Raw genomic sequence first — 24,493 nt, forward strand, 5'->3', positions numbered from 1 at the left:
TTCCTTAAATATTTATTTTCTTTGACGAAAAATCAATCGTAATGGAATCCCTTGAAAGTCAAAATATTCTCGTAATTGATTTTCCAAAAATCTTGCATATGAAAAATGTAAATGCTTAGGATTATTAACAAATAAAACAAAAGTAATCGGCTGCTTACTTACTTGTGTGGCATAATATATCTTTAATCTTTCACCTTGAAAAATAGGTGGTTGATGTAATAACTGAGCCTTAATAAGAATTTCATTAACAATACTAGTTTGAATTCGTAAGTTTTGTTTTTCTTGAATCTTATTAATATTTTGAAAAATCTTTCCAAGATGCACATTTTTTAATGCCGAAACAAAAATTACAAAAGCATAATGCAAATATTTAAAATGAACTTGAATTTCTTTACGAAAATCATCTAATGATTTTTTTGTTTTTTCCATTTCATCATATTTGTTAACAACAATAATTACTGGTTTATAACCCTCATTCGCAATCGCGCCAATTTTAACATCTTGTTCTCTAATGTTTTCATTGCCATCTAATACTAATAAAACAATATCACTTCGTTCAACAGCCTTTAAAGCTCGTAAAAAACTATACTTTTCTAAATTTGTTTGAACTTTTCCCCGTTTTCTAATTCCCGCCGTATCAATAACAACAAATTTTTGACCATTTCTAACAAATGAACTATCAACAGCATCTGTTGTCGTGCCCGGAAGATTAGAAACAACAACCCGCAACTCATTTAATAATGCGTTTGTTAAACTAGACTTACCAACATTAGGTCGCCCAATAATAGCCATTTTAGTTTCATTTTCAGAATCTGGTTTTATTTCTAAATTTAATTGATTTAAACTAAAAATAATTTTATCTAACAAATCACCAATCCCGATACCATGCGTTGAAGAAACAGCAATTGGCTCACCAAATCCTAATTGGATAAAATCATATAGTTCATTATTAACTTGTTGATTATCATATTTATTAACAACCAAAATAATTGGTTTATTAATTCCATAAAGCATTTTAGCAATTCGTTTTTCTTCATCTTGCAATCGTTCTTGATAATTAGTAGTAAAAATAATAACATCAGCTTGTTCAATCGCAATTTGTGCTTGTAATGAAATTTGTGCTTGTAATTCATCATTACCAAAACCAAGGCCACCAGTATCTACTAATCAAAATTCACGATTAAGTCATTGTGCCTTTTGATAAATCCGGTCTCTGGTAACCCCTGATGTATCATCAACAATTGATAAACGATTTTTAATTAAACGATTAAACAATGTTGACTTACCAACATTAGGTCGCCCAATAATAGCGACAATTGCAGAATTTTTCATTTTATTTTTTTCCTAACTATGCATTTGCAAAAGGCATTGATTTTTTTTAATTTCATAAACCATTGTCACAATTAAATCAACAATTTGATCTAATGATAAATTACTATTATCAATTTCAATTGCATCATTAGCTTTCTTTAAGGGACTAACTTTACGATCAGAATCTTGACGATCACGATCTTGTAAATTATTTTGAACACTAGACAACTCTAAAACTATTCCTTGTTGTCGTGCTTGTTCAACTCTTCTTTGTGCTCGTTTAGTAATTGTTGCTGTTAAAAATACTTTTAATTGAGCATTAGGTAAAACAGCGGTCCCGATATCTCTTCCGGCAAGAATATAACCAAAACCTTGAACAATTGCTCTTTGAATTTTAACCATAAATGTTCTTACTGCTTTGATAGCACTAATTAAACTAACATGATTAACAACTTTTTTACTAATTAAATCATAAGAATTTTGTTTAATCCCATTCACATAAATATTACCATTAGTATCATAACTAAATCTAATATTAGTTAATACCTTAATAACTGCTCTATTATCATTAATATCAATTTTATTTACTAAGCAATAAAGCGTTAAAGCCCGATACATTAAACCAGTGTCAATAAAAATATAATGTAACCGTTTAGCAACTAATTTAGCAGTTGTTGACTTTCCACTTCCGGCCGGTCCATCAATAGCAATATTTATCTGTTTCATTTTTTTATTTCACCTCTAGTAAATTATACATCTAATATAATGTAATATTATTGAATTAATAAAAGTAAAAGAACAATTAATAAAGAGATAGCCAAGATAATACTACCAATTATTAACAATAATAATCATTTAAAACTAATTTTTTGCTTTTTAAACATTTTTTATTAACTTATTAAATTGTTCATCAGTCATTATGCGGCTGAATTTGATAATAATTCTACTAATGGTTTTTTATAGGTATTAACGCCTCTGAATGTTTTTTTAAATTTTTTTGATAGGTTTTTTAATTACTTGCTGAGTTAATTACGTTTCCGAAGAAATTTTAGTTTGTAAATTTTTAACAGAATTTTCTAACCCCAAAATTATTTCTTGATATTTACTTTCACTAGCACCATTTAAATGTTGCCCAAATTTATGATGATAATTATGGTCTTGTAAAATTTGTTGTAAATTAACATTATCATTTAAATCACAATCACTACGAATATCACTTAAATATTGATTAATTTCATATCTAACTTCAAAATTAATAAAATCTTTTGAATGATCTTGATGTAATTGAAGGCTTAATAGTTCTCGTTCTTGATTAATATTATTAAGAAATTCTTAAAAATATTCCTTATCAATATGACTAAAACGAGTAATATAATCTTGAAATAACTCTTCTTCTTGCAATAATGCTTGATCTAACTCAATCTCACGATTAATTTATTCTTGTAAGAGCGAAAATCGTTCCATCCTTGTTTGTTCAATTTTCACTACTATCGCCTTATTTCTCTAATATAATTATAATAAAATATAATAACCTGCGTTAGCATTTTTTTCAATTAATGGTCAAGTTGATGTTACGATTAAACTATAAACTAAAGATTCCAAACAAAATTTTATTAAATTAAATGGTAAAAAAACTACAAATAACTGATTTTGCAAAGATACCACCCCATATAATTCCAAAATAAAAACTCAATTTAAAAAAGTCATTCAAAACGAATTAATAATTGCTGCTAAAAAAATACTAATAATTCAAACAACAATCGTTAAAAATTTACCAGAACTATTTTTTGTTCATTCACAAAATTGAATAATAAAAAATAATGGCATTTGCACAATCAAAAATATTGAATAAAATCCTCCTGTTGCTAACATTAACGCTAAATAAGCAATTGGACCATTATTACTAGTAATTAGCATTAACGTTCAAGGAATTAAAAATACTAAAAAATAAGTATAAATAATTCCTAAAAACGGAAAAGCAATAATAATAAAAACATCAATAAATTCTAATTTTAAATAAGGTAAAAATAAAGGTGGAATAAATTTACTAATATAACCAACTAATAAACAAATAGCTAAAAAATTAGCAATTAAAACTAACTTTTTAATTGTTAATTGACTATCATTTTTAAGTGTTACTCATAACAATCTTGTTATCTTTCTCATTAATTTATTACTCCTTAATTAATTACCATTATTTCAACATATTTATTGTATAATATTTTTACAAATAAAAAAAGGAGAAAATTTATTAATGGAAAATAATATCGTTCCTGTAATTATTGAAATTACTACTGGTAGTATTAACAAATACGAATATAATTTTGAAACTAAAAGAATTATTTTAGATCGTGTTTTATATGGTGCTAATGTTTATCCTGGTGAATACGGTTGTATTGAAAATACTTTAGACTGAGATGGTGATCCTCTTGATGTTATTGCTTTAGCAACACATCCAACGATTCCCGGTTGTCAAGCTAATGTTAGAATTCTTGGAGCTTTAAAAATGATTGATGGTGGTAAAATTGATACTAAAATATTTGGTGTTTTAGCCGATGACCCGCATTTTAATCATCTTAAATCTTTAAAAGATGTTCCTGAACATACCTTAGCAAAAATTAAAAATTTCTTTATCCAATATAAACAGTTACAAAAAAAAGCAGTTATTGTTAAAGAATGAAAAAATGAAAAATGAGCTTTAAACGAATTAGCTTATTGTCGTGAACTATATACTAAATATAATGATCTTCTTATTAATGAAGGAAAAGAAAAATTACTAGAAAAATTTAAAAAAATACAAAAATAATCCTTAGGGATTATTTTTTTTCGCTATTTTTTCTAATTGCTTAACTTCATCATTTGTTAATAACCGATAATGACCTTCACTAATGCCATTAAGGGTTAATATTCCCACAGCAAGTCGTTTTAATGATAAAACTTTACCATTTATTGCTTTAATCATTTTTCGAATTTGTTGATTGCGACCATCTTGAATAGTTATTGCTAGCATATAAGTTTGTTGATTACTATTTACTCTTAATAATTTAACTTGTACTGCTTTAGCTAAAAAATCATCATCAATTAAAACACCATTTAATAAACTATTAATCATTGTGGAAGTAATTTTACCTTTAGCTGTTATTTCATAAACTTTATTAATTCTGTGGGTCGGATGCGTAATTAAATTAGCAAAATCACCATCATTAGTTAATAATAATAACCCACTAGTATAATAATCTAATCTGCCAATCGGATAAATCCGAACAGTAATATCTTTTAAATAATCAAAGACAGTTTTTCTTCCTAGGGGGTCACCCAAAGAAGTAATACATCCGATTGGTTTATTAAAAGCTAAATAAATATTTTCTTGTTCTTCTGGCAATAATTGACCATTAACAGTAATTTTAGCATTTGCTTCAACTTTAAATCCTAATTCCGTAATAATTTGTTCATTAACTGAAACTTTTCCTGCTAAAATTAATTGTTCAGCTTTTCGCCGCGAACAATAACCACGCATAGCAATTATTTTTTGTAATCGTTCTTTTTTCATTATCATTATTCTTAATTAATAAACAAATTAGTGTCTTCATCTTTATCAAAAAAAGATTCTGGTAATGGTGGTAATTTTTCTAACGAAGATAAATTAAAATAATCTAAAAAACATTGACTCACACCATATAATATTGGTCGCCCCGGAGCATCACTTCTCCCCAATTCAATAATTAATTCTCGAGCCTTTAATTTAGCAACCATAAAATCACTACTAACACCACGAATACTTTCAATTTCACTTTTTACTATTGGACCTTTATAAGCAATAATTGCTAGCGTTTCTAATGCTGCTGTTGATAATTTACTAGTTTGCTCAATAACTAATGATTCATAAATATTAAAATGTTCTTGTTTTGTCATAAACTTAAAAACATTATTATTATTCATTAATGATATGCCTCGTGATTCATCGGCATCTAACTGTTGTTGGATAGTTACTAACATTTCATTAACAAGATTAAGACTAAGATTTAACTTTTTAGCAATTTTTTGATTACTAATGCCCTCTTCACCAGCAATAAAAATTAATCCTTCCATTAAAGCATAATTATTCACTTTCTTCACTAAATTCACCTCGATATTTTAATGTGATGGGAGCAAACATATCTGCTTGCTCAATATATATTTGCTGACTACGAACTAAATCCAAAATGGCACTAAAACTAACAACAAGCAAATTATTTGTAATTTTATCACTTTCAACAAAAATATCATAAAGATTATAAATTTTTTGGGGATTTTGTTTTAAGAAATTAAAAATTTCTAATGCTCGCTTTTGTGGTGATATTTGTTGTTTGGCCACGCGTGTTGTCATTGGCATATTTAATTGATATCTTTTATACACTTCTTGTAATTGAAAACTTAATTGCTCTAAGTTAAAATCTCAATTAGTTTCCTTCGCTAACGATGTATATTGTTGTGAATTGGAAACAATTGCTGGTCTCGTAAAAACTTGCTGACGAATAATTTCTTGTTCTTTAAAAAAACTAGTTGTTTCTTTAATAGTTTGATATTCTAATAATTTTTTAATTAATTCTTGACGATTATCTGCTTCATAATCACTATTATCTTCTTCTAAATTAGTCTGTTGTAATAATCGCCGTGATTTTAATTCTAAAAGATATGCTGCCGTTGTTAAATATTCACTAGCAATATCTAAATTTAATGTTTCCATTTTATTTAAATAATCTAAATATTGCATTGTAATACTACTAACATCAACAGTAAAGATATTAAGATTTTTTTCTTTAATTAAATGTAAAAGTAAATCTAATGGTCCTTGAAAATTATCAATGTTAATCAGATATTTACTCATATTTATTTATCCACCTTATCTTAATTACCCTATTGCATTATTTTATAAATAATATTATTAATCGGCGGTAAAGATTGTTCAATAGTAAATAATTCTTTTGCCACTGATGTAAACTCACTGACATTATTAATATTAATATATAAAGTTAATGTCGTTTCATTAGCATTAACTTTTTCTTGAGCTTTTTTATTAATAAAAATTCCGGCCATATAATCAATCATTAAACAATTTGTTTCTCTTCCTGCTTCTAAATGTATTGCTAAATTACCTAAACCATAACAGTTATGAAAATTAACAAATCCTGAAACTGATGCTTTAATTTCAATAACAAATTTAGCAGCATCTTTTCAAACAAAATTAGTAACAAAATCAATATCACCAGATTACTGTTTAATAAATTGTTTAAAAATATTTAATAGAACTAATGATTTTAGTTGCTCAATACATTTTTGTTTTGCTTCATCAAAATTATTACAAATTTCTGCTTGTAATAAACTAATCGAACTTAGAGAGGTTACAAGTTCTATTAATGCTGAATCTTGATTTTTACCTTGTAAAAATTCATACGCTTCATAAAATTCACAAATGTTACCAATCATTCTTCCTAATGGTTGATTCATATCACTAATAATAACAGAAGTTTTAACTTTTAATTTTTGAGCAATTTTTAACATTATTCTTACTAATTTTTTAGCATCAGTTAAATTACTCATAAAAGCATCATTACCACACTTAACATCTAAAACAAGACCATATATCACTCACCACTCCCACTCCCCACAGCACAATTTTCTTATCCATAATTGCTTGCTCGCTGCGCGCTATTAAAAGAATGGAATCAACAGTTTTCTCGTAGTGTTATCTTATCTCTTAAAGCATAAATTTTATTATCATCCGTAGTAATATTAATATCTTGCGTTTGACTAATAATACTCATTCCACATTCATTAATTACCTTTAAAAAATCATTTCACTGCAAATTAACATTAAAATTAGGAATCGCTTCTAACTTATCAAGCATTCCACCAGGTTGTTATACTCCTCTTCCAAAAATTTTTGCTACCTTAATGCCAAAACTTGCTAACAAAGGAGCATAAAGTAAACTTATTTTATCGCCAACACTACCCAAAAAACCACCACACCAGTAGGATGTTTATCAGCTTTAAAACCACTAATTAATGATAAATCTAATAAATCACCAGAATTAATTAATGATTTTGTTAAATCAAATGTTTCTTGTTCATTTAAACCATTAAATCAAACAGTCATTAAAAAAGCACTCACTTGATAATCAGGAATATCATCTTTAGTAAAATCACTAATAATAAAATCAATTTCTTTTGTTGTTAATTGTTGATTTTGTTTTTTTCTTATTAATTAAATCCAACATTCATATTATTTTTTTTCATCCTTATTTTTTAAATTAAAATTATTAATGACTTTTTGAATATTATTTTGCATATTTTTTGCTAAATTATAGGTAGTAATATTAATAAAATTAGCGGGGTCTAATGATTTTTGAATCACAAGATAAATGTTTTTCTTTCCTTGATATTTTTTATTAAAAACTTCATATGAATTAATAATAGCAACCGGAATAATTGGAACATATGCTTGATACGCGATTCTAAATGCTGCTGGCTTAAATTCTTGTACTGTTGAACTATTACTTCTGGTTCCTTCTGGAAAAATAACCATTGTTCGCGGGACGCGAATTAACTTTTTAGCATCATTAAAAACTTCTAATGCTTGCCTTGGGTTATTGCGATCTAAAAATAAAACATCAATTAATTGTAAAAAGCATTTAAATATTTTATGTTCTTGTAATTCTTGCTTAGCAATGAATGCTAAGGGAGCAAATTTACTAAAATCATTAATTAAAAGTAATAATAAAGCATCAAAATTTGATTGATGATTGACAATCATCACACACCCCTTATTATTAACTCAATTTTCTAATCCTTGAGGATGAACTTTAACATTATATAACCATGCAAAATATAGCGCCCGCTTTTGCAATCATTTATAACGATATTCTTCCGATACTGAATTAGGATCACGAAGCACTTTCTTTGTCATTTTTTTTGCTTTTCTTAAAGTTTGTAGCAAATATGACAATGTGATTATTACTCTTCATTTATTCATTAGTAACTTTCCTTTCATAAATTAATCCAACAAATTTATCATATTGTTTCTTACTAATTTCTTTAAATTGATGGAAATCAATTTCTGGAAAATAAGTATCGCCCCCATATGAATCATTAACAAGTGAAACAAATAATTTGTTGGAATAGGGAATTGCTATTTGATAAATCAAAGCACCTCCACAAACATATAAGTCATCACAACTATACTCATATTGTTTTAAAATACCTTCTAAATCATTACTCACAATTACATCAGGATGATTAAATTCATAATTAGGATTTCAACTAACAACAATAGTTTTTCTTTGTGATAAAGGTTTAACTTTTAAACTATCAAAAGTTTTTCTTCCCATTAAAATTGTTTTTTCGATGGTAATTTCTTTAAAATATTGTAATTCTTGATTTAAACACCACGGCAATTTATTATCTTTACCAATAACACCGTTCTTATCCATTGCTCATACTAAAATTACCATAATTAACTGTCACCTTTCCTTTTATCGCCGGATATAATTCATAATCTAACAATGAAAAATCTTCATATTTAAAATCAAAAATTGAAGTTACTGAACGATTAATTATTAATTTGCCTAATTTTTTTGGAGTTCTTGTTAATTTTTAATTTATTTGTTCTAAATGGATTAGTATAAATATGCGCATCACCAATCGTATGCACAAAATCACCAATTTCATACCCACAAATAGATGCCAGCATATAAGTTAATAAAGCATAACTAGTAATATTAAAAGGAACACCTAAAAATACACATTAGCACTTCTTTGATATAACTGACAGGATAATTTATTGTCAGCATTAACATAAAATTGAAATAATGTATGACAATGACAAGGCAGTAATGCCGTTTCTTCAATTTCCTCAGGATTTCAACTAGATAAAATATGTCTTCGTGAATGCAGATTATCTTTTAATTGCTTTTCTAAATTTTTTAATTGATCAATACCATTAAAATTTCACCATTGTTTATCATAAAACGAATCTAAATAACCATATTTTTTAGCAAATTGCTCATCATTTTTAACTTTAAAAATAAAATCTTGTAATTGTTCATTTTTAAAATCAAGTGAATTTTGATATTTTTTATAAGGTCACTCATTTCAAATATTAACATTATTTTGTACTAAAGTTCTAATGTTAGTGCCGCCTTTAATAAATCATAATAATTCATAAATAACAGCTTTTAAATATAATTTTTTTGTTGTTAATAGCGGAGAGCCTTTTTGTAAATCAAACCGCATTTGATAACCAAAAAAACTAATTATATCAACAAGTGTACAATTAGATTTATTTTGACCCTTTTCTAATATATGTTGTATATGACGACATAAAATTAAATACTGCTCCATTGTTTCACCTCGCGACAATTTCTATTCCTTTTTTAATTTTAACATAAAATCTAATAAAAAACTATTACACTTAATAAAAAGTAAAAAGTTAAGGTAATTTTAAATTACCTTAACTACTATGATTTCTTAGTTATAAAATTTTATTTTTAACAACTACAGGGAAGTGAATTCATCGTCTAGATTTCCGACAAAAATTTCACAATCCTTAATGTTATATTGGATAGTTTACAATAAGTTGGACCATATTTATGTGGACTTTCAAAATAAGATAAAATTATTAAGAAAGCAGAAATATAAAAATGGTCCAACTTATTGTAAACTATCCAGTTTTGTTATTTATTTTCCAAATAAAATGATAATTAAATTGTCGGGTTGCGTTTAGTTTTCTTAGGTATTTTTTAAAAAATAAAAAATAATCATTTACTATAAATTATTTCAATATTCAAATTAAGTATATATTTCTTATGTATGATTTTTGTTGTAAAAACTTATTTTAATGTTGTTTTTATAAGCGTTTTCCTTAGTCTTTATAACCACTTTTATTGAGATTTTGTTTGTTAATGTTAAATATTTTGTTTTATTACTTATTTTTTAAATAAAATGATAATTAAATTGTGATTGTTTTTCTTTCAAAATTATTTAAATCTTTACCTACCTAACAAAACTTTATGCGCTCCTTACTTGCTATCTTTTTGAAAAAAATAATATTTTTGATATAACTTAATTTCTTTAAACTTCATTATTTTAATACTATTATGTTTCCGTTTTAAAAAAAAATAATAAATAATATTTCATACTCCCCTATTGGGGATAATCTTGTCTTCGTAACACAAGAAGATTATTTATATATATAAATATACTCCCTAAAATTAAGAACACTAAAAAGAAAATAATATAAGCAATAAAAAAGACTAGTCATCCATTAGGTGAAGCTTGTTGCACATTAAAAAAGAAATATGGATAATAACGGGTTCAATCATAATGATTATTGCCTCTTTCGTTTATGATTTTAATATGACCTCGTAATAATACAAAAAAACCATAAAACATTGGGTATAGATAATAAAGATAAAGATTTTTCCTTAAATATTTTGATAATGAAACATATGATGATGGTGCAAATAATGAGTATACTAACATTAAAACTGGTAAACAAAAATGTTGAATATGAGTGGAAATTCAGTAATTACGATAAGCAAATTTTTTTGTTAAGTCGTGAATTGGCGGGGGGCCAATAATAATAGCTACATAATAAGAAATCATTGCAATTACTAAAAATATATTAGTAAAATTACGAATATGAAAATTAGTCACCCATTGTAAAACAATATTGGGTTTTAAATAATAAATGATATTTAATAAACTATAAAATAATACAATTACTGTTGATTGCATACTTCAATAACCAAAAAAATCTCATGCTAAAATATCAGAACAATATTCGGGGTTTATTAATGCTTCATTGAAAACTAAAAATCAATAATGTCATGATAAACTTCCTAAAGAAACTATAAAAAATGATAATTGAATATAGAAATGATAGTTTTGATATCATTTAGGATAATTATGAGCACTGACTAACATTTTCTAATTTTCCCCTTCTTTTTCTGATTGACATCAGTACCAATTATTATTGGATAAAGTTTTAATTTATTGGATAATTTAATAAATAAATAAAATGATATTTTTTTAATTATAAAACAAATAAAATAAATTATTATTAAATACCCCAAAGTTCATAACAATAATAAAAATCAATGTGAATAAATAACAGAAATTAAAGAAATAAAAAAAGTTGAACGAAAATCACGACTAAAATCTAAAATATAAGTTAAAGTAATGCCACATGGCATCATTATTATTGTAGTATTAAATATATTATTACTTTTCAATCCAATTTTATTTTGCGAATTATTTTCTAAAGTGCTTAAAGCTATTAATAAAAGAAAACTAATTAATAAATAATTTATACCAATAGTACTATGACTATAAAATATTAATTGACTAACAAAATAAATAAGAATAACTAAAAAAATTGCCATTAACTGTCACATTAATAAATAATTATGCGCAAGTTTTTTTAAATAAAATGAACCTTGAAAATAATGAAAACATAAACCAATCATAAAAGCACAAAGAAAAAATATTCCTGCAATAACAGTAGGTTCTTCTAAACTATAAAAGAAATTGCTTCGTTGATATATTCCAATTTTAGAAATATATTGTCAGTCATATATAAGAACAGTAATCGATAAAGCAATGACTATTAATAAAATAGCTACTAATAATGTTATAAGCGTAATAGTAATTGTTTTAGTTTTTCTAATGATATTTCCTTTAAATAATACGAGACGAATTAAATAACAAACCATAAAAAGTAATGTTACATAAATACTTCCGCGTTCATATGTTAAATAACTTAAGAAATCCATTATTGCTAAATATTGTTCTGGTAATCCTGTTCAATGACCATAAACACCAATAAAATTAACTACTACCATTAGCATTGACATCATAATCATTAGTGAAATAATAAAAACTCATATTCAATGCGCTTGCTTTTTAGTTCATTTAAAACTAATACTAAAATATCCTAAAAGCATTACATTTAAAGTTAAAAAAATATTTTTAAGAACTAACAAGTATTCTTCAAAATCAATCATAAAACTAGCAAAAAAAAGATTAGTTTGTAAAAATAAATATAAAATTGTTGTTGTAATAAATCCTATTTGTAAAATTACTTTATTATTTTTCATCTTGAAATACACATAACATTCTACTTTGATAATTTCATCAAGGTTGAATTTCACCTAAAATATTTTTATAAGTTTTTAATATTGGTAATCCTAAAGCACTGGTAATTATTGGTGTTATATTCATATTACTAATTTGATATCCCAATATGCCATTTTTTCTATTATGAGGATGATACATTATAAAAGGAATTTGTAATTCTAGTGGTGCATAAAAAGTATGATTCTTCCCGATGTGCCCGTGATCAGAAACAAAAATTAATAAGTAATTATCATAATCTGCTCTTTCTAAAGCATTTAATATATTTTCTAGTCACATATCAACATTACCAAACAAATACTGGTCATAATAACCACTATTACCATATTTAGCGTGTGATAATAAATCAGTACTAGCTAAATATAGAAATGATAATGGACCTAACTTTTTATTCTTAGTATCATTTAAAAATAAGTTAACAGCTGCTTGATCTATTTTTAATAACCGATCATATGACCCGGGCAAAGAATTATATATACTCATCCGATCTAGTTGTGTGTGTTGTAAAATATCTAAAACTTTATCTTGTTTAAAAAAAACATCTTGATATTTTTTCTTTGAATTATTAATATTTTCCTTAATATTATCTTGAATATTAGCAGCAATTTTCTTGTTTCACGTCCTACTGGCATATTGGCTATATAATTCGCTTTTTAAGATTACATCCATTGTAAAATCATAAGTTCCATAATATTGAGAAGAATTATGACTGTTTTTTGTATTAAACATATCAATATACTTCATAATTGATAATGGTGGTACTTTTAATGGATTTCAATAACATTTTGAATCATGATTATCAATTCATCAATTATCTTGGTATTGTTGCAAATATTGATTACAATCTGTTACTTCGTGATTATTTCAGTGTTTTGATTGAATATCGTCACTAGCGGCAGTTAAGACTGAAGACCAATTAGAATCTGAATGAATTGTTCCGTTATTTAATGCTGTTTTACTATAAATTCCTTTACTAATAATTTTTTGGAAATTAGGATATTTATTTTTAAATACATTAGCAGAAGATACACCATCAACACCAACAAGAATAACATTATCAACTGGTTTATTAAAATTTAAATTATTAAAAAATATTGTTGGTTTGTTTAAATTAACCAAAATAATAAAAAACAATATTAATGTTTTTACCATCATCATAATAATATAAAAAAATATTGTTTTTTGAAATTTCATTTGTAATCCCTTTCTATGAAATAATTGATAATTGCTTATAATTTATTTTAAGATAAGAAAATAATTTTTTATCATTTTTAAAAAGTAAAAATGAATAATCTTGTTTTTTAAAAGTAAACATTCATAATAATATTGTAATACTAAATAATAGTAGAATAATACTGATAATGTTAAAAATATCATTAATGTTAAATTGTAAGATTCTTTGAAATTGATTTTTAATAATTGTTAGCTTTCATTTATGACTTTGAGCAAAAAAATTTAAATCATTAACAATAATTTCGTTATAAAATGTTGTCATTATTAACAGTATTACTTTCAACATTACTAAAAACAATAAGACAAATGGTCCATAAAAGCAAATAACCTTTTTATTAATAAATAAAATACTAGTAATAACAATTATTCATAAACTTAAACTTAAACATAATGCCACAATAATCATTAACGGAAAAAAATCTTGTATTGGTTTAAATTCTGCTAATACATGTTGTTGTAAATTACTGCTATCTAAAGCATTCATAAAAATATCATTAATTTTATTTTGAACATAATTTAATGAGATTATATATTGAATAATAATAAAAATCAAAGATAACAACAATGAAATTCTTGCTATTGTTAAACTTCAATATTCTTTTTTCAATATTAAATACCTCTTTCATGGACGCATAAAGTTTTCTTAGGTATTGCTTTGAAGAAGTAAAACAACCAGCTAATATATTATATTTAATTACTAAACTAACCCCGCCCGGCCCCCTTGTTATTGTCATTTTTACTTACTATCATTTTATCATATTATTGAATTTTTTATACACAATAAAAAATTATTAATTTTATTAAATTTTAACTAATATTTTTACTTACTTAAATAGACTTGGTACATAACTATAACATTTTATAGTTTAGTGGGCATAAAATGTTATAGTTATGTACCAAGTCTAATGTAATCATTTAATTTGTTTAAATTTGCCATTCTTAAATGTAATAAGTTATTTAAATTCTTTTGATGATATATTTTTGCCCCCCTAATTGTTGTTTTACTAAATACGATACATCACTCACTTTCAATGCCACAACCGATATTTCATTCTAAATTTTGATGATGAATACCTTGCTTATTATTACTAAAATAATTACTCTCCTCTCTCCTTTCTTAAATTTGTTTTAATATCTTTATTTAACTCATTTTTAGCAACATTACGAATGGTTTTGATTAATTCTTGATGGATTTTCCATCCTTATATAATTTAATTCAACTATTTAGTGTTACTTTGCGATTTTCAAAAATAATATTAAATGCCTTTTGTTTTAATTTTTTAATAGCGTAATAACCATCTAAAATATATCTAACATTACCAAAACTATTGGCAATTTCTCTAATTCAAGTATCGCCATCACCACAAACAATTATTTTGTCATAATTAATATTTACATAATATTTTTGTAATTCCTTAATTAATAAATCACGACAATCCATCGTATTTATTCGTTTACCAACTTTTAACATTAGAAAATGACCTCGTTTTATTTTCTAATTTTCTACGAGCATTTTTGTATTTTTTTTCTTTATGTCCGGTATGAAAAGTAACTAAACGAATTCTCTGGTCTTGTTTAACTTTCTGATCTAATGTCGCCAAAAATTTTTCATCTAGTTGAATATATAAATTCTTATTTTTGATATCAACTATATTTTTAGTTTCTTTTTCTGCTAGTTGAAAATATTCAGCAATATCGTATTTATTTAAAATGCTTGAAATACTAGTTTTTGAAATATAACAATGATTTAGAGCATCTAAAATATCACGATAGCGTTTGCCGCCACCCAGAAGACTTAAAACTTTAAATTGGACATCAAAATAAATGCGTTGTTTAGGCAATAAACTAAATTTTTCTTTATCTAGTAAATATACATATTCAAATTTACCTGATTTTTGATTTCAATATTTATATCGGCGTCATTTAAAAACAACTTCACCAAAAATTGTAATAATTGTTCTTGATGCAAAATGAACCACTTTATAACCTTGTTTTAAGTGATAATGATATTTATATGAAGTATTCATCTAATTTTTCATATTCATTAGCTAGTTGTTCGCATTTATTGGTGTACATATTTTTATGGGTTGCGAATAAACTGAATCAATGCTTGTTTTCTAAGGTTTTTACATTATTATTAATTTTTAACATAAAAAAAATCATCTTTCTTGATAATAATTTTAACAAAATTAAATTTCGTGGACTCATAAAGTTTTGTTAGGTAGGTAAAGATTTAAATAATTTTGAAAGAAAAAAAATCACAATTTAATTATCATTTTATTTAAAAAATAAGTAATAAAACAAAATATTTAATATCAACAAACGTAATCTCAATAAAAGGTTATAAAAACCAAGGAAAACGCTTATAAAAATAACATTAAAATAAGTTTTTATAACAAAAATCATACATAAGAAATATATACTTAATTTGCATATTGAAATAATTTATAGTAAATGATTATTTTTTCTTTTTTAAAAAATACCTAAAAAAACTAAACGCGAACTTTCAAATTTTAATTTGCTTTATTTTTCTAAAAAGTTTAAAATTATCTTGTATTATTCTATAAAAGTTGAGGTTTAATTTATGAAAAGAAAAATAATAAAATATTGAGTAGTGTTATTATTATCAGTTTCTCAAATTTTAACTTTAGCTGCTTGTACTTTTTATTATCAAACTAAGATTGATAAAGGCATCGCTGCTAAATTAAATGATTTTTCGGCAATTACTGGCGAAATTACTAAAGCAATAATATTAAGTAGAGAAAAAAAATGAGATGCTTCGCAAGTTATTAATGACATTTTAGAAAATAAAGTTAATAATTTAATTTTTAAAAATATTTCTTATTCGCATTTTGGACAAACCAATGATAATAATTGATTTCCTCGTCATCAAGAGTTTTTTGCTTCTCAAGATTTAGCTAATAAAGTTATTAACTCTAATGATAAATATGTAAAACCCTATGGTGATTTAATTAGTCAAAATAATATTTTAGGTAAAATTCGAACATATGGTTCAATTTTTAATACTTTAACTGTTTATACATTAAAAGAAATTTTTAATAGTGGGTCCGTTTTAGATCCTATTATTAATTTTTTAACTAAAAGTAATATTGAAAGTTTTTGGAATGATTATAATGCTGGTGGTTATGATGATATTATTACTGAATTACGAAATGATCTTACTGAACATAATGATAATTTTGTCGGGAAAGAAGTATCATATGCTAAAGCACTACAGTGGTCACAAAAAAGAATTAAAAAAATAATTGTTCAAATTGGTTGTAAGAAAGAAAATTATGAAGATAAAGAAAATGCTGAAAGTTCTTGTAAAGGATATGATAGTAAAAATGATACCGAAGTAGAAGCTGCTTATGATACAATGATGGCAACATTTGGTATTAAATTAGATGATATTGCTGGTAAAGATGTTTCAATAGAAACTAATAAATATATATTAGAAAATTTTCAAAATGGATTTAAAAATCCGAAAAATATTATTTCATTGTTAGTACCAATTTTACCAGTTATTTCTTATATAATGAAAATGTATGCTAGTCTTCCTTTTGATGATCTCAATAAGATTAGGTACGATTTTAGTAAAATTTCCAAAAAAATTCAACAAGCTATTGATAAACAATTAAGTATGTCATATGTCGGTTTCGATCAATCAGTAACTAATAATTTAAAAAATAAGTTAACAAAAGTATTTTCTTTAAATGATAACGGATTAAGTTTACAAAAGATATTATTAATTATGAGGTTAACACCACAATTAAATGAATTAGTTAAGAAAATTAAGTTAGCTTTAATAGGTTTTGAATATTCATTAATTGAAGTGGCTTCAACTGGTGATGTTTGTGTGGGGGCTGGTGTTTTATGTTTAAATACTAATTTTTTACCAAAAGCATTTCCTAAAATTAAAGAAATATTAGATCCCATTTTTGGAACTATTAAAAAATATTTAAATTTTCTTCCTAATGATACAAATATTAATTTAAATGATGTTTTAACCAGAATTAATAAGTTAGTCGGTGTAATTCAAGACCGGGTGTTAACAGAAGCAAAGATTAAAAAGATTCTTGCTGCCATTGAAATTGGCGAAGAGCAAGCAAAAGTGGCACTATTGGAAATCCTTGGATATAATTATAATGGCGGTAAAGGTGAATTAATACCGGATGGAGTATTGAACACTCTTATTACGACTATTAGCTCTTGTAAAGAAGATGGTCCTAATTGTATAACCGAGGTTGCTAAATTGTTAACAATGTTAACAAGTGAAAACGGAATTTTAGATCGCATTGTTAATGATAATAATAGCATTATTAAGATGAAATATCGGAGATTTTATCAAGATAGTAATTATTGAAGAATTACTAATAAGAAAATGCAGTATAATGATATTGATAATTCATTAGAAGTATCATATGATATTAGTTTTTCCGGAGGTAAGATGAATAATGTTTATTCAATTAAATGAAGAACAAAAAATTACTATAATAGTCTTGCTAGCAATAATTTTAAAATTGTAGCATTTAGGAATAAGGAGATTAAATAAAATGAAAAATACAAAATGAGCATTAATTGGACGAATAGTAATTTCGTTGGCGTTTTTTTTAATGATTATTTATGGTTTTGTGGAGCTAGTTAAGTCTAAATTTTTTATTTATGATACTGTTGTTTTAAAACTAAATTTTTGAACTAGTAATTTTGCTCAAACATTATGAAATATATTAATTATTATTTCCTTTTTTACATTTGTTATTACAAATATTTGAGGTTTAAAAAGAAGGATTTTCTTTTGAATAATTGGTAGTATTTATATAATTATTGGTTTTTTAACATTTATCTTTACAATTATTGATAATACTAATGATGGCGAAAGAATGGCAATTGGATTAGTTATTTCTTTACTATTAATGATTGGGGCGGGATTTTTATTACTAGTTGCCTATAGGATGAAAAATAAAGAAATTGTTGCTAATAATTGAAAATTTTGAGAAAAAAATAAATCTTCCAGTACTGTATAGTTAAAAATAAAAACAGCAAGAGCAAGGATTTTGCTGTTTTTATTTTTAACAAATTTATTTGTTATAATAATTTAAGAAATGAAATAGGATTAGGTGAAAATTTTTTAATGAAGAAAATATTATTAGTTGATGGTAATGGTTTAGTTTTTCGATCATATTACGCAACAGCATATAGTAATTCTATAACTTTACGAGCAAATGACGGGACACCAACTAATGCTTTGTTAAGTTTTATTACAATGTTAGAAAAGATTTTAAAACAAAATTATGATTTAGTTTTGGTTGCTTTTGATGCTGGACCTAAAAATTTTCGTTATGGAATATTACCTAGTTATAAAGAAAAACGTATTAAAACCCCGCAAGAATTATTACAGCAATTACCATTGGTTCGTGAGTTTTTAGATGCTTATGGAATTCAATGATATGAACATCCTGATTTTGAAGCTGATGATATTATTGCTACGATTAATAAAAAGGCAATTGATTTAAATTGAGAAATTGAAATTTTGTCATCGGATGGTGATTTAGAACAGTTATTATCTGCCAATACGATAATTGTTAAACCGAAACAGGGATTATCACAAGTAGAAATTATTAATGTTGATTCATTAAAAAAAAGATGAAATATAACCCCAAAACAAATACCTGATTTAAAAGGATTAAAAGGTGATGCAGGTGATAATCTTCCAGGTATTAAAGGCATTGGTAAGAAAACTGCTTTATCATTGTTACATCAATTTGGAACATTAGAAAATATTATTACTCATCAAGAGGAATTAAAGACAGCGGTTAAAGAAAAAATTGTGAATAATGCTAATATCGGTTTATTATGTAAAGAAATGGCATCTTTAAGATATGATGTTCCTTTTTCTAAGGATTTATCTTCATTAACAATTAATAAGGATTTAGATCGTTTAAAAGAATTTTATTTAAAATATAATTTGAAGTCATTAGTTAATCGTTTAGAGACAAATAATCCTTCACAAGATAATAATAAAGATCAAGGCAAAATTTTAAGTAAGTGAGATGCTCATTATAATTGTGATAATAATGCGTTATTTGTTGAAATGAGTGGTGATAATTATTATACTTCAGACATTATTGGGTTTGGTGTTGTTAACGATAAAGGAGCATTTTATTTAGATTATCTTGTTGCTAGTACTGATGAATTATTTTTAACATTTTTAAAAGACGAAAAATATCTAAAAGATGTTTTTGATTTGAAGAAAGTTATTAATGGTTGTAAATGACATCATATTGAAGTTAAAGGTATTGCTTTTGATTTACAATTAGCTGGTTATATTTTAAATGCAAATATGAAAGTAACGATTGATAATGTTATTAATTATTTTACTGAACAAACTTTTATGAATGATGAAATATTTTATGGTAAAAATCAAAAAAAAGTCGTAAGAAAATTACAAGAAGTTGCTGGTTTTATTACTAGAAAAGCTTGATGAATTTTACATTTAAAACCGCTTATTAGTAAGAAATTAGAACAACAACAACAATTAGAGTTGTATAAAAATATTGAGTTTCCTTGTGCTTTTGTATTGGCAAAAATGGAGTTTCACGGTATTCGTGTTGATATGAAGCAATTAGAACAGTTAACAAAGGAAGTATTAAAAATTGTTACCCAATTAAATGAAGAAATTAATAGTTTAGCTCAACAAGATGTTAACCCTAATTCTCCTAAACAATTAAAAGAATTATTATTTGATGTATTAAAATTACCTGACTTACAAAAAGGTAGTACGGCACAAGAAGTATTAATGCAATTACAAATGCAACAATTACATCCAATTATTGATAAAATTTTGGAATATCGTAAATATCAAAAAACTTATTCAACTTATTTAAAAGGTTTAGAAAAATATATTTTCGCAGATGGTAAGGTGCATACAATTTATAATCAAACTAATACAAGAACAGGAAGGTTATCTTCACAAGAACCTAATATGCAAAATATTAGTATTCATGATGTTCATCAAAAATTAGTTCGTAAAGTGTTTGTTCCTAATGATTCTCACACGCAAGTAGTATTATCTAGTGATTACTCGCAAATTGAGTTAAAAGTTTTAGCACATATGGCTAATGTTAAAGAATTAGTTAAAGCATTTAAAAATAATGAAGATATTCATTCATTAACTGCTAGTAAAATATTTTCTATTAATCAAGCTGAAGTTAATGAACAGCAACGAAGAGTTGCGAAAACTGTTAATTTTGGGATTGTGTATGGTATTTCTGATTTTGGCTTAAGTAAACAATTAATGATTTCTATTAGCGAAGCAAAAAAATTTATTAAACGATATTTTGCTGTTTTTCCTGAAATTCGTCATTATATGGATAATACAATTAAATTTTGTCAAGAACATAAATTCGTTAAAACTTTATTCAATCGGATCCGATACATTCCGACAATTAATGATCAGAATTGAGCAACTAAACAAGCAGCAGAACGCGTAGCGATCAATGCTCCGATTCAAGGAACAGCGGCTGATATTATTAAATTAGCTTTAATTAAAATTGATCAGCAATTAGAGGAAAATAATTTAAAATCATATTTTGTTGCTCAAGTCCATGATGAGTTGATTGTGGAAGTATATAAAAATGAATTAGAAATTGTTAAAAAAATTGTTAATTCAGCAATGAATTTAGCAACAAAATTGCAGGTGCCATTAACTGTTGATATTAATACAGGAAATAATTGATATGAAGTATAAAGGAGATTAAGTTAATGCCAGAATTACCAGAAGTAGAAACTGTTCGTGCCAGTTTACAACCTTTTGTTTGTAATCAAGTTATTACTGGAATTAGAATTTATTGAAGTTCAATAATTAAACAACCCGACTTAGTATCATTTCGAAAATTGATTGTTGGTCAAAAAATTCTTGATTTAAAAAGAAAAGCAAAACATTTAATTTTTGAATTAGAAGATTTTGTGTTAATTAGTCATTTACGAATGGAAGGCAAATATTATTATCAAAATCTTAATGATGATATTGAATGAAAACATGTTTTATTAGTTTTAGAATTAAGTAATGGTTATGAATTAAGATATCATGATACAAGAAGATTTGGTACTTTTCATTTGCAAAAAAAAGATGAATATGAACAATTAGCACCATTAATAAAAGTGGGACCAGAACCTTTTGAATCAAGGGCTACTGTTGATTATTTACAAAAGAAATTTAAAAATAAGAACCGAGCTATTAAAACAATGCTTTTAGACCAAAGTATTATTAGTGGTTTAGGAAACATTTATGTTGATGAGGTGTTATTTGCTAGTAAAATTCATCCGGTTACTAGTTGTAATAAATTACAAGCAGAGCATTTAAAAGCAATTTTAAATAATGCGAAACAAATTTTAACACAAGCTATTAGTTTAAAAGGAACAACAATTGCTAGTTATACTTTTGATGTTGGTGTTAAAGGTACATATCAGCGATTATTGAAAGTGCATACAAGAGAATCATTAGCATGTTATGTTTGTTCTTCAATAATTGAAAAAATTAAGCTTAATGATCGGGGAACATATTTTTGCTGTCAATGTCAGAATAAATTATAAGTTGTGGATTATGTGGATAAGTAGATTAAAGTATGTTATTTATAATATATTTTTACGACTAAGTTGTGGATAACTTAGTGGGTATTGATTTTTTTATTGTTTATTATTTACATCGCTATTATTATGTCATAGAATAAATAAGACAATAAGGCGGAGATAAAAATGTTACAACCAGAAGAAAAATTTCAAATAATTATTAATTCTCATATTTGTAATGAAACTCAAAAAATAATTCAACATTTATATCAACCAATTATTGGTGTTAATGCCGCCTCTCTATATTTTGCTTTATTAAATGAACAATTATCAATGAAAGTTTTTAATTTGGATAATACGCATTTACGCTTGCAAAATTTGTTACAATTATCATTATTGGAAATTGAAGTTGCGAGAAATAGGTTAGAAGCAATAAATTTACTTGATGTTTATCATAATAATACTAATATTGGTATTACTTATTACTATGAATTATTTTCTCCAATGGCATCACAAGAATTTTTTAATCATCAACAATTTAATCAAATGTTAATTAATAATCTTTCTCTTAATGATTATGAACGAACAAAGTTTTTATTTATTCAATATCAAGAAGATATGTCAAGTTATAAAAAAATTACTAAATGCTTTAATGAAGTATTTTCTTTATCAATAGTAAAAGCAGATTATTCTAATGCTGATTTTGTTTTTCAAAAAAATCATTTTCCAGAAACTAATAAACAATCATTAGAAGTTCCTGGTGGAGATATGAAAAATCCTTTACAAAAAAAAATTTATGAGATGCAAACAATATCGCCATATAAGTATTTAACATTATTACAAAATTATCCTTTACAAGCGAAAGATTTACAGTTATTAACTAAGTTATTAGTTACTTATACTTTGTCACCAGAAGTTACTAATTGTTTAATTGAATATGTGTGATATAAAAATAATAAACTTTTAGTTGTGAATTATTTAGAAAAAATTGCTAGTACATTACAACAAAAACAGATTATTACTGTTGAACAAGCAATGATATATTTAAGAACTGCTTATGTTCAAAGTTTTAATAAGAGAAAAGTAAAATTTAACAAGATGGTAAAAAAATCAAAATTTGATTATGAAATCACATGAAATGCTGATATTTTTCCAAAATGGTTACAAGAAGACCCCCTTTATCAAACATAGTTAATGAAAGGAAGTGATTGTTATGAATATCTATTATCGGATTCAAAAAAATAAGATTGTTGCTTTGCAAAAATTTATTGCTGAAAATAAATTACTAAAAAAAGATTTGTTACGAAATAGTGATATTTTAGAAAAATATTTAAATAATTTTGTTGAGTGTTTGGATGGTTTGAATTGAAATGAATGTCAACAATTAATTCCTGGATATCGATTAGAATTGGTTTATGAAAATCAACGCATTTATTTAGAAATGCAAGATTGTTTACATCGTCAATATTTGCGAGCTAATGATAAAATTCGTAATAATTATTTAATTTGTCATTTTCCTTTATCAATGATTAATTTATCGTTAGAAACTGATTTTCATCTACCAGAAAATAATTTTATTCGCATAAAATTAAAAAAATATTTTATTAATTTCCTTAAAAAAGAGCAAACAACAGGATTATATATTTATGGCGCTCCCGGTATCGGCAAAACTTATATTTCTATTTTATTAGCTAATAGTTTAGTTCGGAATGATTATAAAGTATGTTTTGTTTTTGTTCCACAATTAATGAGTCAATTAAAACAAGCGATTTCTAAAGTAACTAATTCATTATCTAGTTATATTTATAAACTTCAAACTTGTGATGTATTATTTTTAGATGATTTAGCTGGTGAACCAGTATCTGAATGAACTCGTGATGAGATTTTATTTGGTATTTTAAATTATCGAATGCAACATAATTTATCAACATTTTTTACTTCTAATTATGATATGGGAAACTTACAAGAATATTATAGTCGTAATGCTAAATATAAAAATATTGATATTGTGAAATCAATTCGGTTAGTAGAAAGAATTAGATACTTAGCAAAACCAGTATTATTAGGCGGCAATGTTCTTCGTAAATATGCCCAATAAATTGGCAACGATTAGCAATGTCTCTGGTAATTTCTAGATAGTGTTTTAGAAGAAAATTACTAATTTAATTGTAAAATAAATGAGTTATTTGTATAATTATTACAGTGT

Annotated in this window: 26 protein-coding genes and 2 pseudogenes; 7 read left to right on the forward strand and 21 right to left on the reverse strand. The window is 25.0% G+C overall.

Annotation, left to right across the window (positions count from 1 at the left end):
- Positions 1–12: 12 nt before the first annotated feature.
- From der to AACK93_RS00445, 3 genes are all read right to left on the reverse strand, one after another.
- Positions 13–1,332, reverse strand: coding sequence for a ribosome biogenesis GTPase Der (der, locus tag AACK93_RS00435; RefSeq protein ID WP_339024605.1), 1,320 nt, complete (start codon positions 1,330–1,332; stop codon positions 13–15).
- Between the two features lie 12 nt (positions 1,333–1,344).
- On the reverse strand, positions 1,345–2,037 hold the full coding sequence (cmk, locus tag AACK93_RS00440) for a (d)CMP kinase (RefSeq protein WP_339024606.1): 693 nt from the start codon (positions 2,035–2,037) through the stop codon (positions 1,345–1,347).
- A 786-nt stretch (positions 2,038–2,823) separates the two neighbouring features.
- A complete protein-coding gene (locus AACK93_RS00445) occupies positions 2,824–3,477 on the reverse strand; it encodes an ECF transporter S component (protein ID WP_339024608.1) in 654 nt (217 codons plus the stop codon).
- 88 nt (positions 3,478–3,565) lie between these two features.
- Here AACK93_RS00445 and AACK93_RS00450 point away from each other — a divergent pair, with 88 nt between their 5' ends.
- Positions 3,566–4,117, forward strand: a complete 552-nt coding sequence (locus AACK93_RS00450; RefSeq protein WP_339024609.1) for an inorganic diphosphatase — start codon at positions 3,566–3,568, stop codon at positions 4,115–4,117.
- A 3-nt stretch (positions 4,118–4,120) separates the two neighbouring features.
- Here AACK93_RS00450 and AACK93_RS00455 read toward each other — a convergent pair whose 3' ends face one another.
- The 18 genes and pseudogenes from AACK93_RS00455 to AACK93_RS00535 all read right to left on the reverse strand — a co-directional run bounded on the left by AACK93_RS00455 (position 4,121) and on the right by AACK93_RS00535 (position 15,867).
- Complete coding sequence (locus AACK93_RS00455) at positions 4,121–4,861, reverse strand: pseudouridine synthase (protein WP_339024611.1); 741 nt, start codon at positions 4,859–4,861, stop codon at positions 4,121–4,123.
- A gap of 11 nt (positions 4,862–4,872) precedes the next feature.
- A complete protein-coding gene (scpB, locus tag AACK93_RS00460) occupies positions 4,873–5,427 on the reverse strand; it encodes an SMC-Scp complex subunit ScpB (RefSeq protein ID WP_339024612.1) in 555 nt (184 codons plus the stop codon).
- A complete protein-coding gene (locus tag AACK93_RS00465) occupies positions 5,411–6,178 on the reverse strand; it encodes a segregation/condensation protein A (protein ID WP_339024613.1) in 768 nt (255 codons plus the stop codon). Before AACK93_RS00465 ends, scpB begins: the two co-directional genes overlap by 17 nt.
- A 29-nt stretch (positions 6,179–6,207) precedes the next feature.
- Positions 6,208–6,552, reverse strand: coding sequence for a hypothetical protein (locus AACK93_RS00470; protein WP_339025438.1), 345 nt, complete (start codon positions 6,550–6,552; stop codon positions 6,208–6,210).
- Between the two features lie 9 nt (positions 6,553–6,561).
- Positions 6,562–6,939: a hypothetical protein gene (locus tag AACK93_RS00475; RefSeq protein ID WP_339024614.1), complete on the reverse strand. Its 378-nt coding sequence runs from the start codon at positions 6,937–6,939 to the stop codon at positions 6,562–6,564.
- A 32-nt stretch (positions 6,940–6,971) separates the two neighbouring features.
- A complete protein-coding gene (locus AACK93_RS00480; RefSeq protein WP_339024615.1) occupies positions 6,972–7,199 on the reverse strand; it encodes a hypothetical protein in 228 nt (75 codons plus the stop codon).
- A gap of 83 nt (positions 7,200–7,282) precedes the next feature.
- Entirely contained in the window at positions 7,283–7,447 is a 165-nt protein-coding gene (locus AACK93_RS00485) for a hypothetical protein (RefSeq protein ID WP_339024616.1), read from the reverse strand.
- 6 nt (positions 7,448–7,453) lie between these two features.
- Positions 7,454–7,555 (reverse strand): annotated as a pseudogene (locus AACK93_RS08015) (hypothetical protein); the annotation flags it as partial.
- Positions 7,556–7,573: 18 nt separating this feature from the next.
- Entirely contained in the window at positions 7,574–8,323 is a 750-nt protein-coding gene (locus AACK93_RS00490; RefSeq protein ID WP_339024617.1) for a lysophospholipid acyltransferase family protein, read from the reverse strand.
- A complete protein-coding gene (locus AACK93_RS00495; RefSeq protein WP_339024618.1) occupies positions 8,316–8,801 on the reverse strand; it encodes a dihydrofolate reductase in 486 nt (161 codons plus the stop codon). The genes AACK93_RS00490 and AACK93_RS00495 overlap by 8 nt, the downstream gene beginning before the upstream one ends.
- Positions 8,773–9,690 (reverse strand): annotated as a pseudogene (thyA, locus tag AACK93_RS00500) (thymidylate synthase). The gene AACK93_RS00495 and the pseudogene thyA overlap by 29 nt, the downstream one beginning before the upstream one ends.
- A gap of 801 nt (positions 9,691–10,491) precedes the next feature.
- Complete coding sequence (locus AACK93_RS00505) at positions 10,492–11,274, reverse strand: hypothetical protein (RefSeq protein ID WP_339024619.1); 783 nt, start codon at positions 11,272–11,274, stop codon at positions 10,492–10,494.
- Positions 11,268–12,446 (reverse strand): hypothetical protein, encoded by a 1,179-nt coding sequence (locus tag AACK93_RS00510; RefSeq protein WP_339024620.1) that lies wholly within the window; start codon positions 12,444–12,446, stop codon positions 11,268–11,270. The genes AACK93_RS00505 and AACK93_RS00510 overlap by 7 nt, the downstream gene beginning before the upstream one ends.
- Positions 12,436–13,677 carry an alkaline phosphatase family protein gene (locus tag AACK93_RS00515; RefSeq protein WP_339024621.1) on the reverse strand — a complete coding sequence of 414 codons (1,242 nt, stop codon included), beginning with the start codon at positions 13,675–13,677 and terminating at the stop codon, positions 12,436–12,438. Before AACK93_RS00515 ends, AACK93_RS00510 begins: the two co-directional genes overlap by 11 nt.
- A 13-nt stretch (positions 13,678–13,690) precedes the next feature.
- A complete protein-coding gene (locus tag AACK93_RS00520; RefSeq protein ID WP_339024622.1) occupies positions 13,691–14,323 on the reverse strand; it encodes a hypothetical protein in 633 nt (210 codons plus the stop codon).
- Between the two features lie 570 nt (positions 14,324–14,893).
- Positions 14,894–15,187 carry a hypothetical protein gene (locus AACK93_RS00525; protein ID WP_339024623.1) on the reverse strand — a complete coding sequence of 98 codons (294 nt, stop codon included), beginning with the start codon at positions 15,185–15,187 and terminating at the stop codon, positions 14,894–14,896.
- The gene (locus AACK93_RS00530; RefSeq protein ID WP_339024625.1) at positions 15,171–15,743 is read right to left on the reverse strand and encodes a UPF0236 family transposase-like protein; all 573 of its coding nucleotides are present in this window, start codon (positions 15,741–15,743) and stop codon (positions 15,171–15,173) included. Before AACK93_RS00530 ends, AACK93_RS00525 begins: the two co-directional genes overlap by 17 nt.
- Positions 15,727–15,867 carry a hypothetical protein gene (locus tag AACK93_RS00535; RefSeq protein WP_339024626.1) on the reverse strand — a complete coding sequence of 47 codons (141 nt, stop codon included), beginning with the start codon at positions 15,865–15,867 and terminating at the stop codon, positions 15,727–15,729. Before AACK93_RS00535 ends, AACK93_RS00530 begins: the two co-directional genes overlap by 17 nt.
- A gap of 433 nt (positions 15,868–16,300) precedes the next feature.
- Between AACK93_RS00535 and AACK93_RS00540 the strand changes: the two genes are divergently transcribed.
- The 6 genes from AACK93_RS00540 to AACK93_RS00565 all read left to right on the forward strand — a co-directional run bounded on the left by AACK93_RS00540 (position 16,301) and on the right by AACK93_RS00565 (position 24,385).
- Positions 16,301–18,271: a hypothetical protein gene (locus AACK93_RS00540; RefSeq protein WP_339024628.1), complete on the forward strand. Its 1,971-nt coding sequence runs from the start codon at positions 16,301–16,303 to the stop codon at positions 18,269–18,271.
- A gap of 1 nt (position 18,272) precedes the next feature.
- The gene (locus AACK93_RS00545) at positions 18,273–18,743 is read left to right on the forward strand and encodes a hypothetical protein (protein ID WP_339024630.1); all 471 of its coding nucleotides are present in this window, start codon (positions 18,273–18,275) and stop codon (positions 18,741–18,743) included.
- A 107-nt stretch (positions 18,744–18,850) separates the two neighbouring features.
- Entirely contained in the window at positions 18,851–21,466 is a 2,616-nt protein-coding gene (gene polA / locus AACK93_RS00550) for a DNA polymerase I (protein ID WP_339024631.1), read from the forward strand.
- A gap of 14 nt (positions 21,467–21,480) precedes the next feature.
- Positions 21,481–22,311 carry a DNA-formamidopyrimidine glycosylase gene (gene mutM, locus AACK93_RS00555; RefSeq protein WP_339024632.1) on the forward strand — a complete coding sequence of 277 codons (831 nt, stop codon included), beginning with the start codon at positions 21,481–21,483 and terminating at the stop codon, positions 22,309–22,311.
- Positions 22,312–22,473: 162 nt separating this feature from the next.
- Complete coding sequence (locus AACK93_RS00560) at positions 22,474–23,478, forward strand: DnaD domain protein (protein ID WP_339024633.1); 1,005 nt, start codon at positions 22,474–22,476, stop codon at positions 23,476–23,478.
- 22 nt (positions 23,479–23,500) lie between these two features.
- A complete protein-coding gene (locus tag AACK93_RS00565; protein WP_339024634.1) occupies positions 23,501–24,385 on the forward strand; it encodes an ATP-binding protein in 885 nt (294 codons plus the stop codon).
- Positions 24,386–24,493 lie beyond the last annotated feature (108 nt).

Origin of the sequence: Spiroplasma endosymbiont of Agriotes lineatus (genome assembly GCF_964019485.1) — a bacterium.
Classification (GTDB): Bacteria; Bacillota_I; Bacilli_A; order Mycoplasmatales; family Nriv7; genus Nriv7.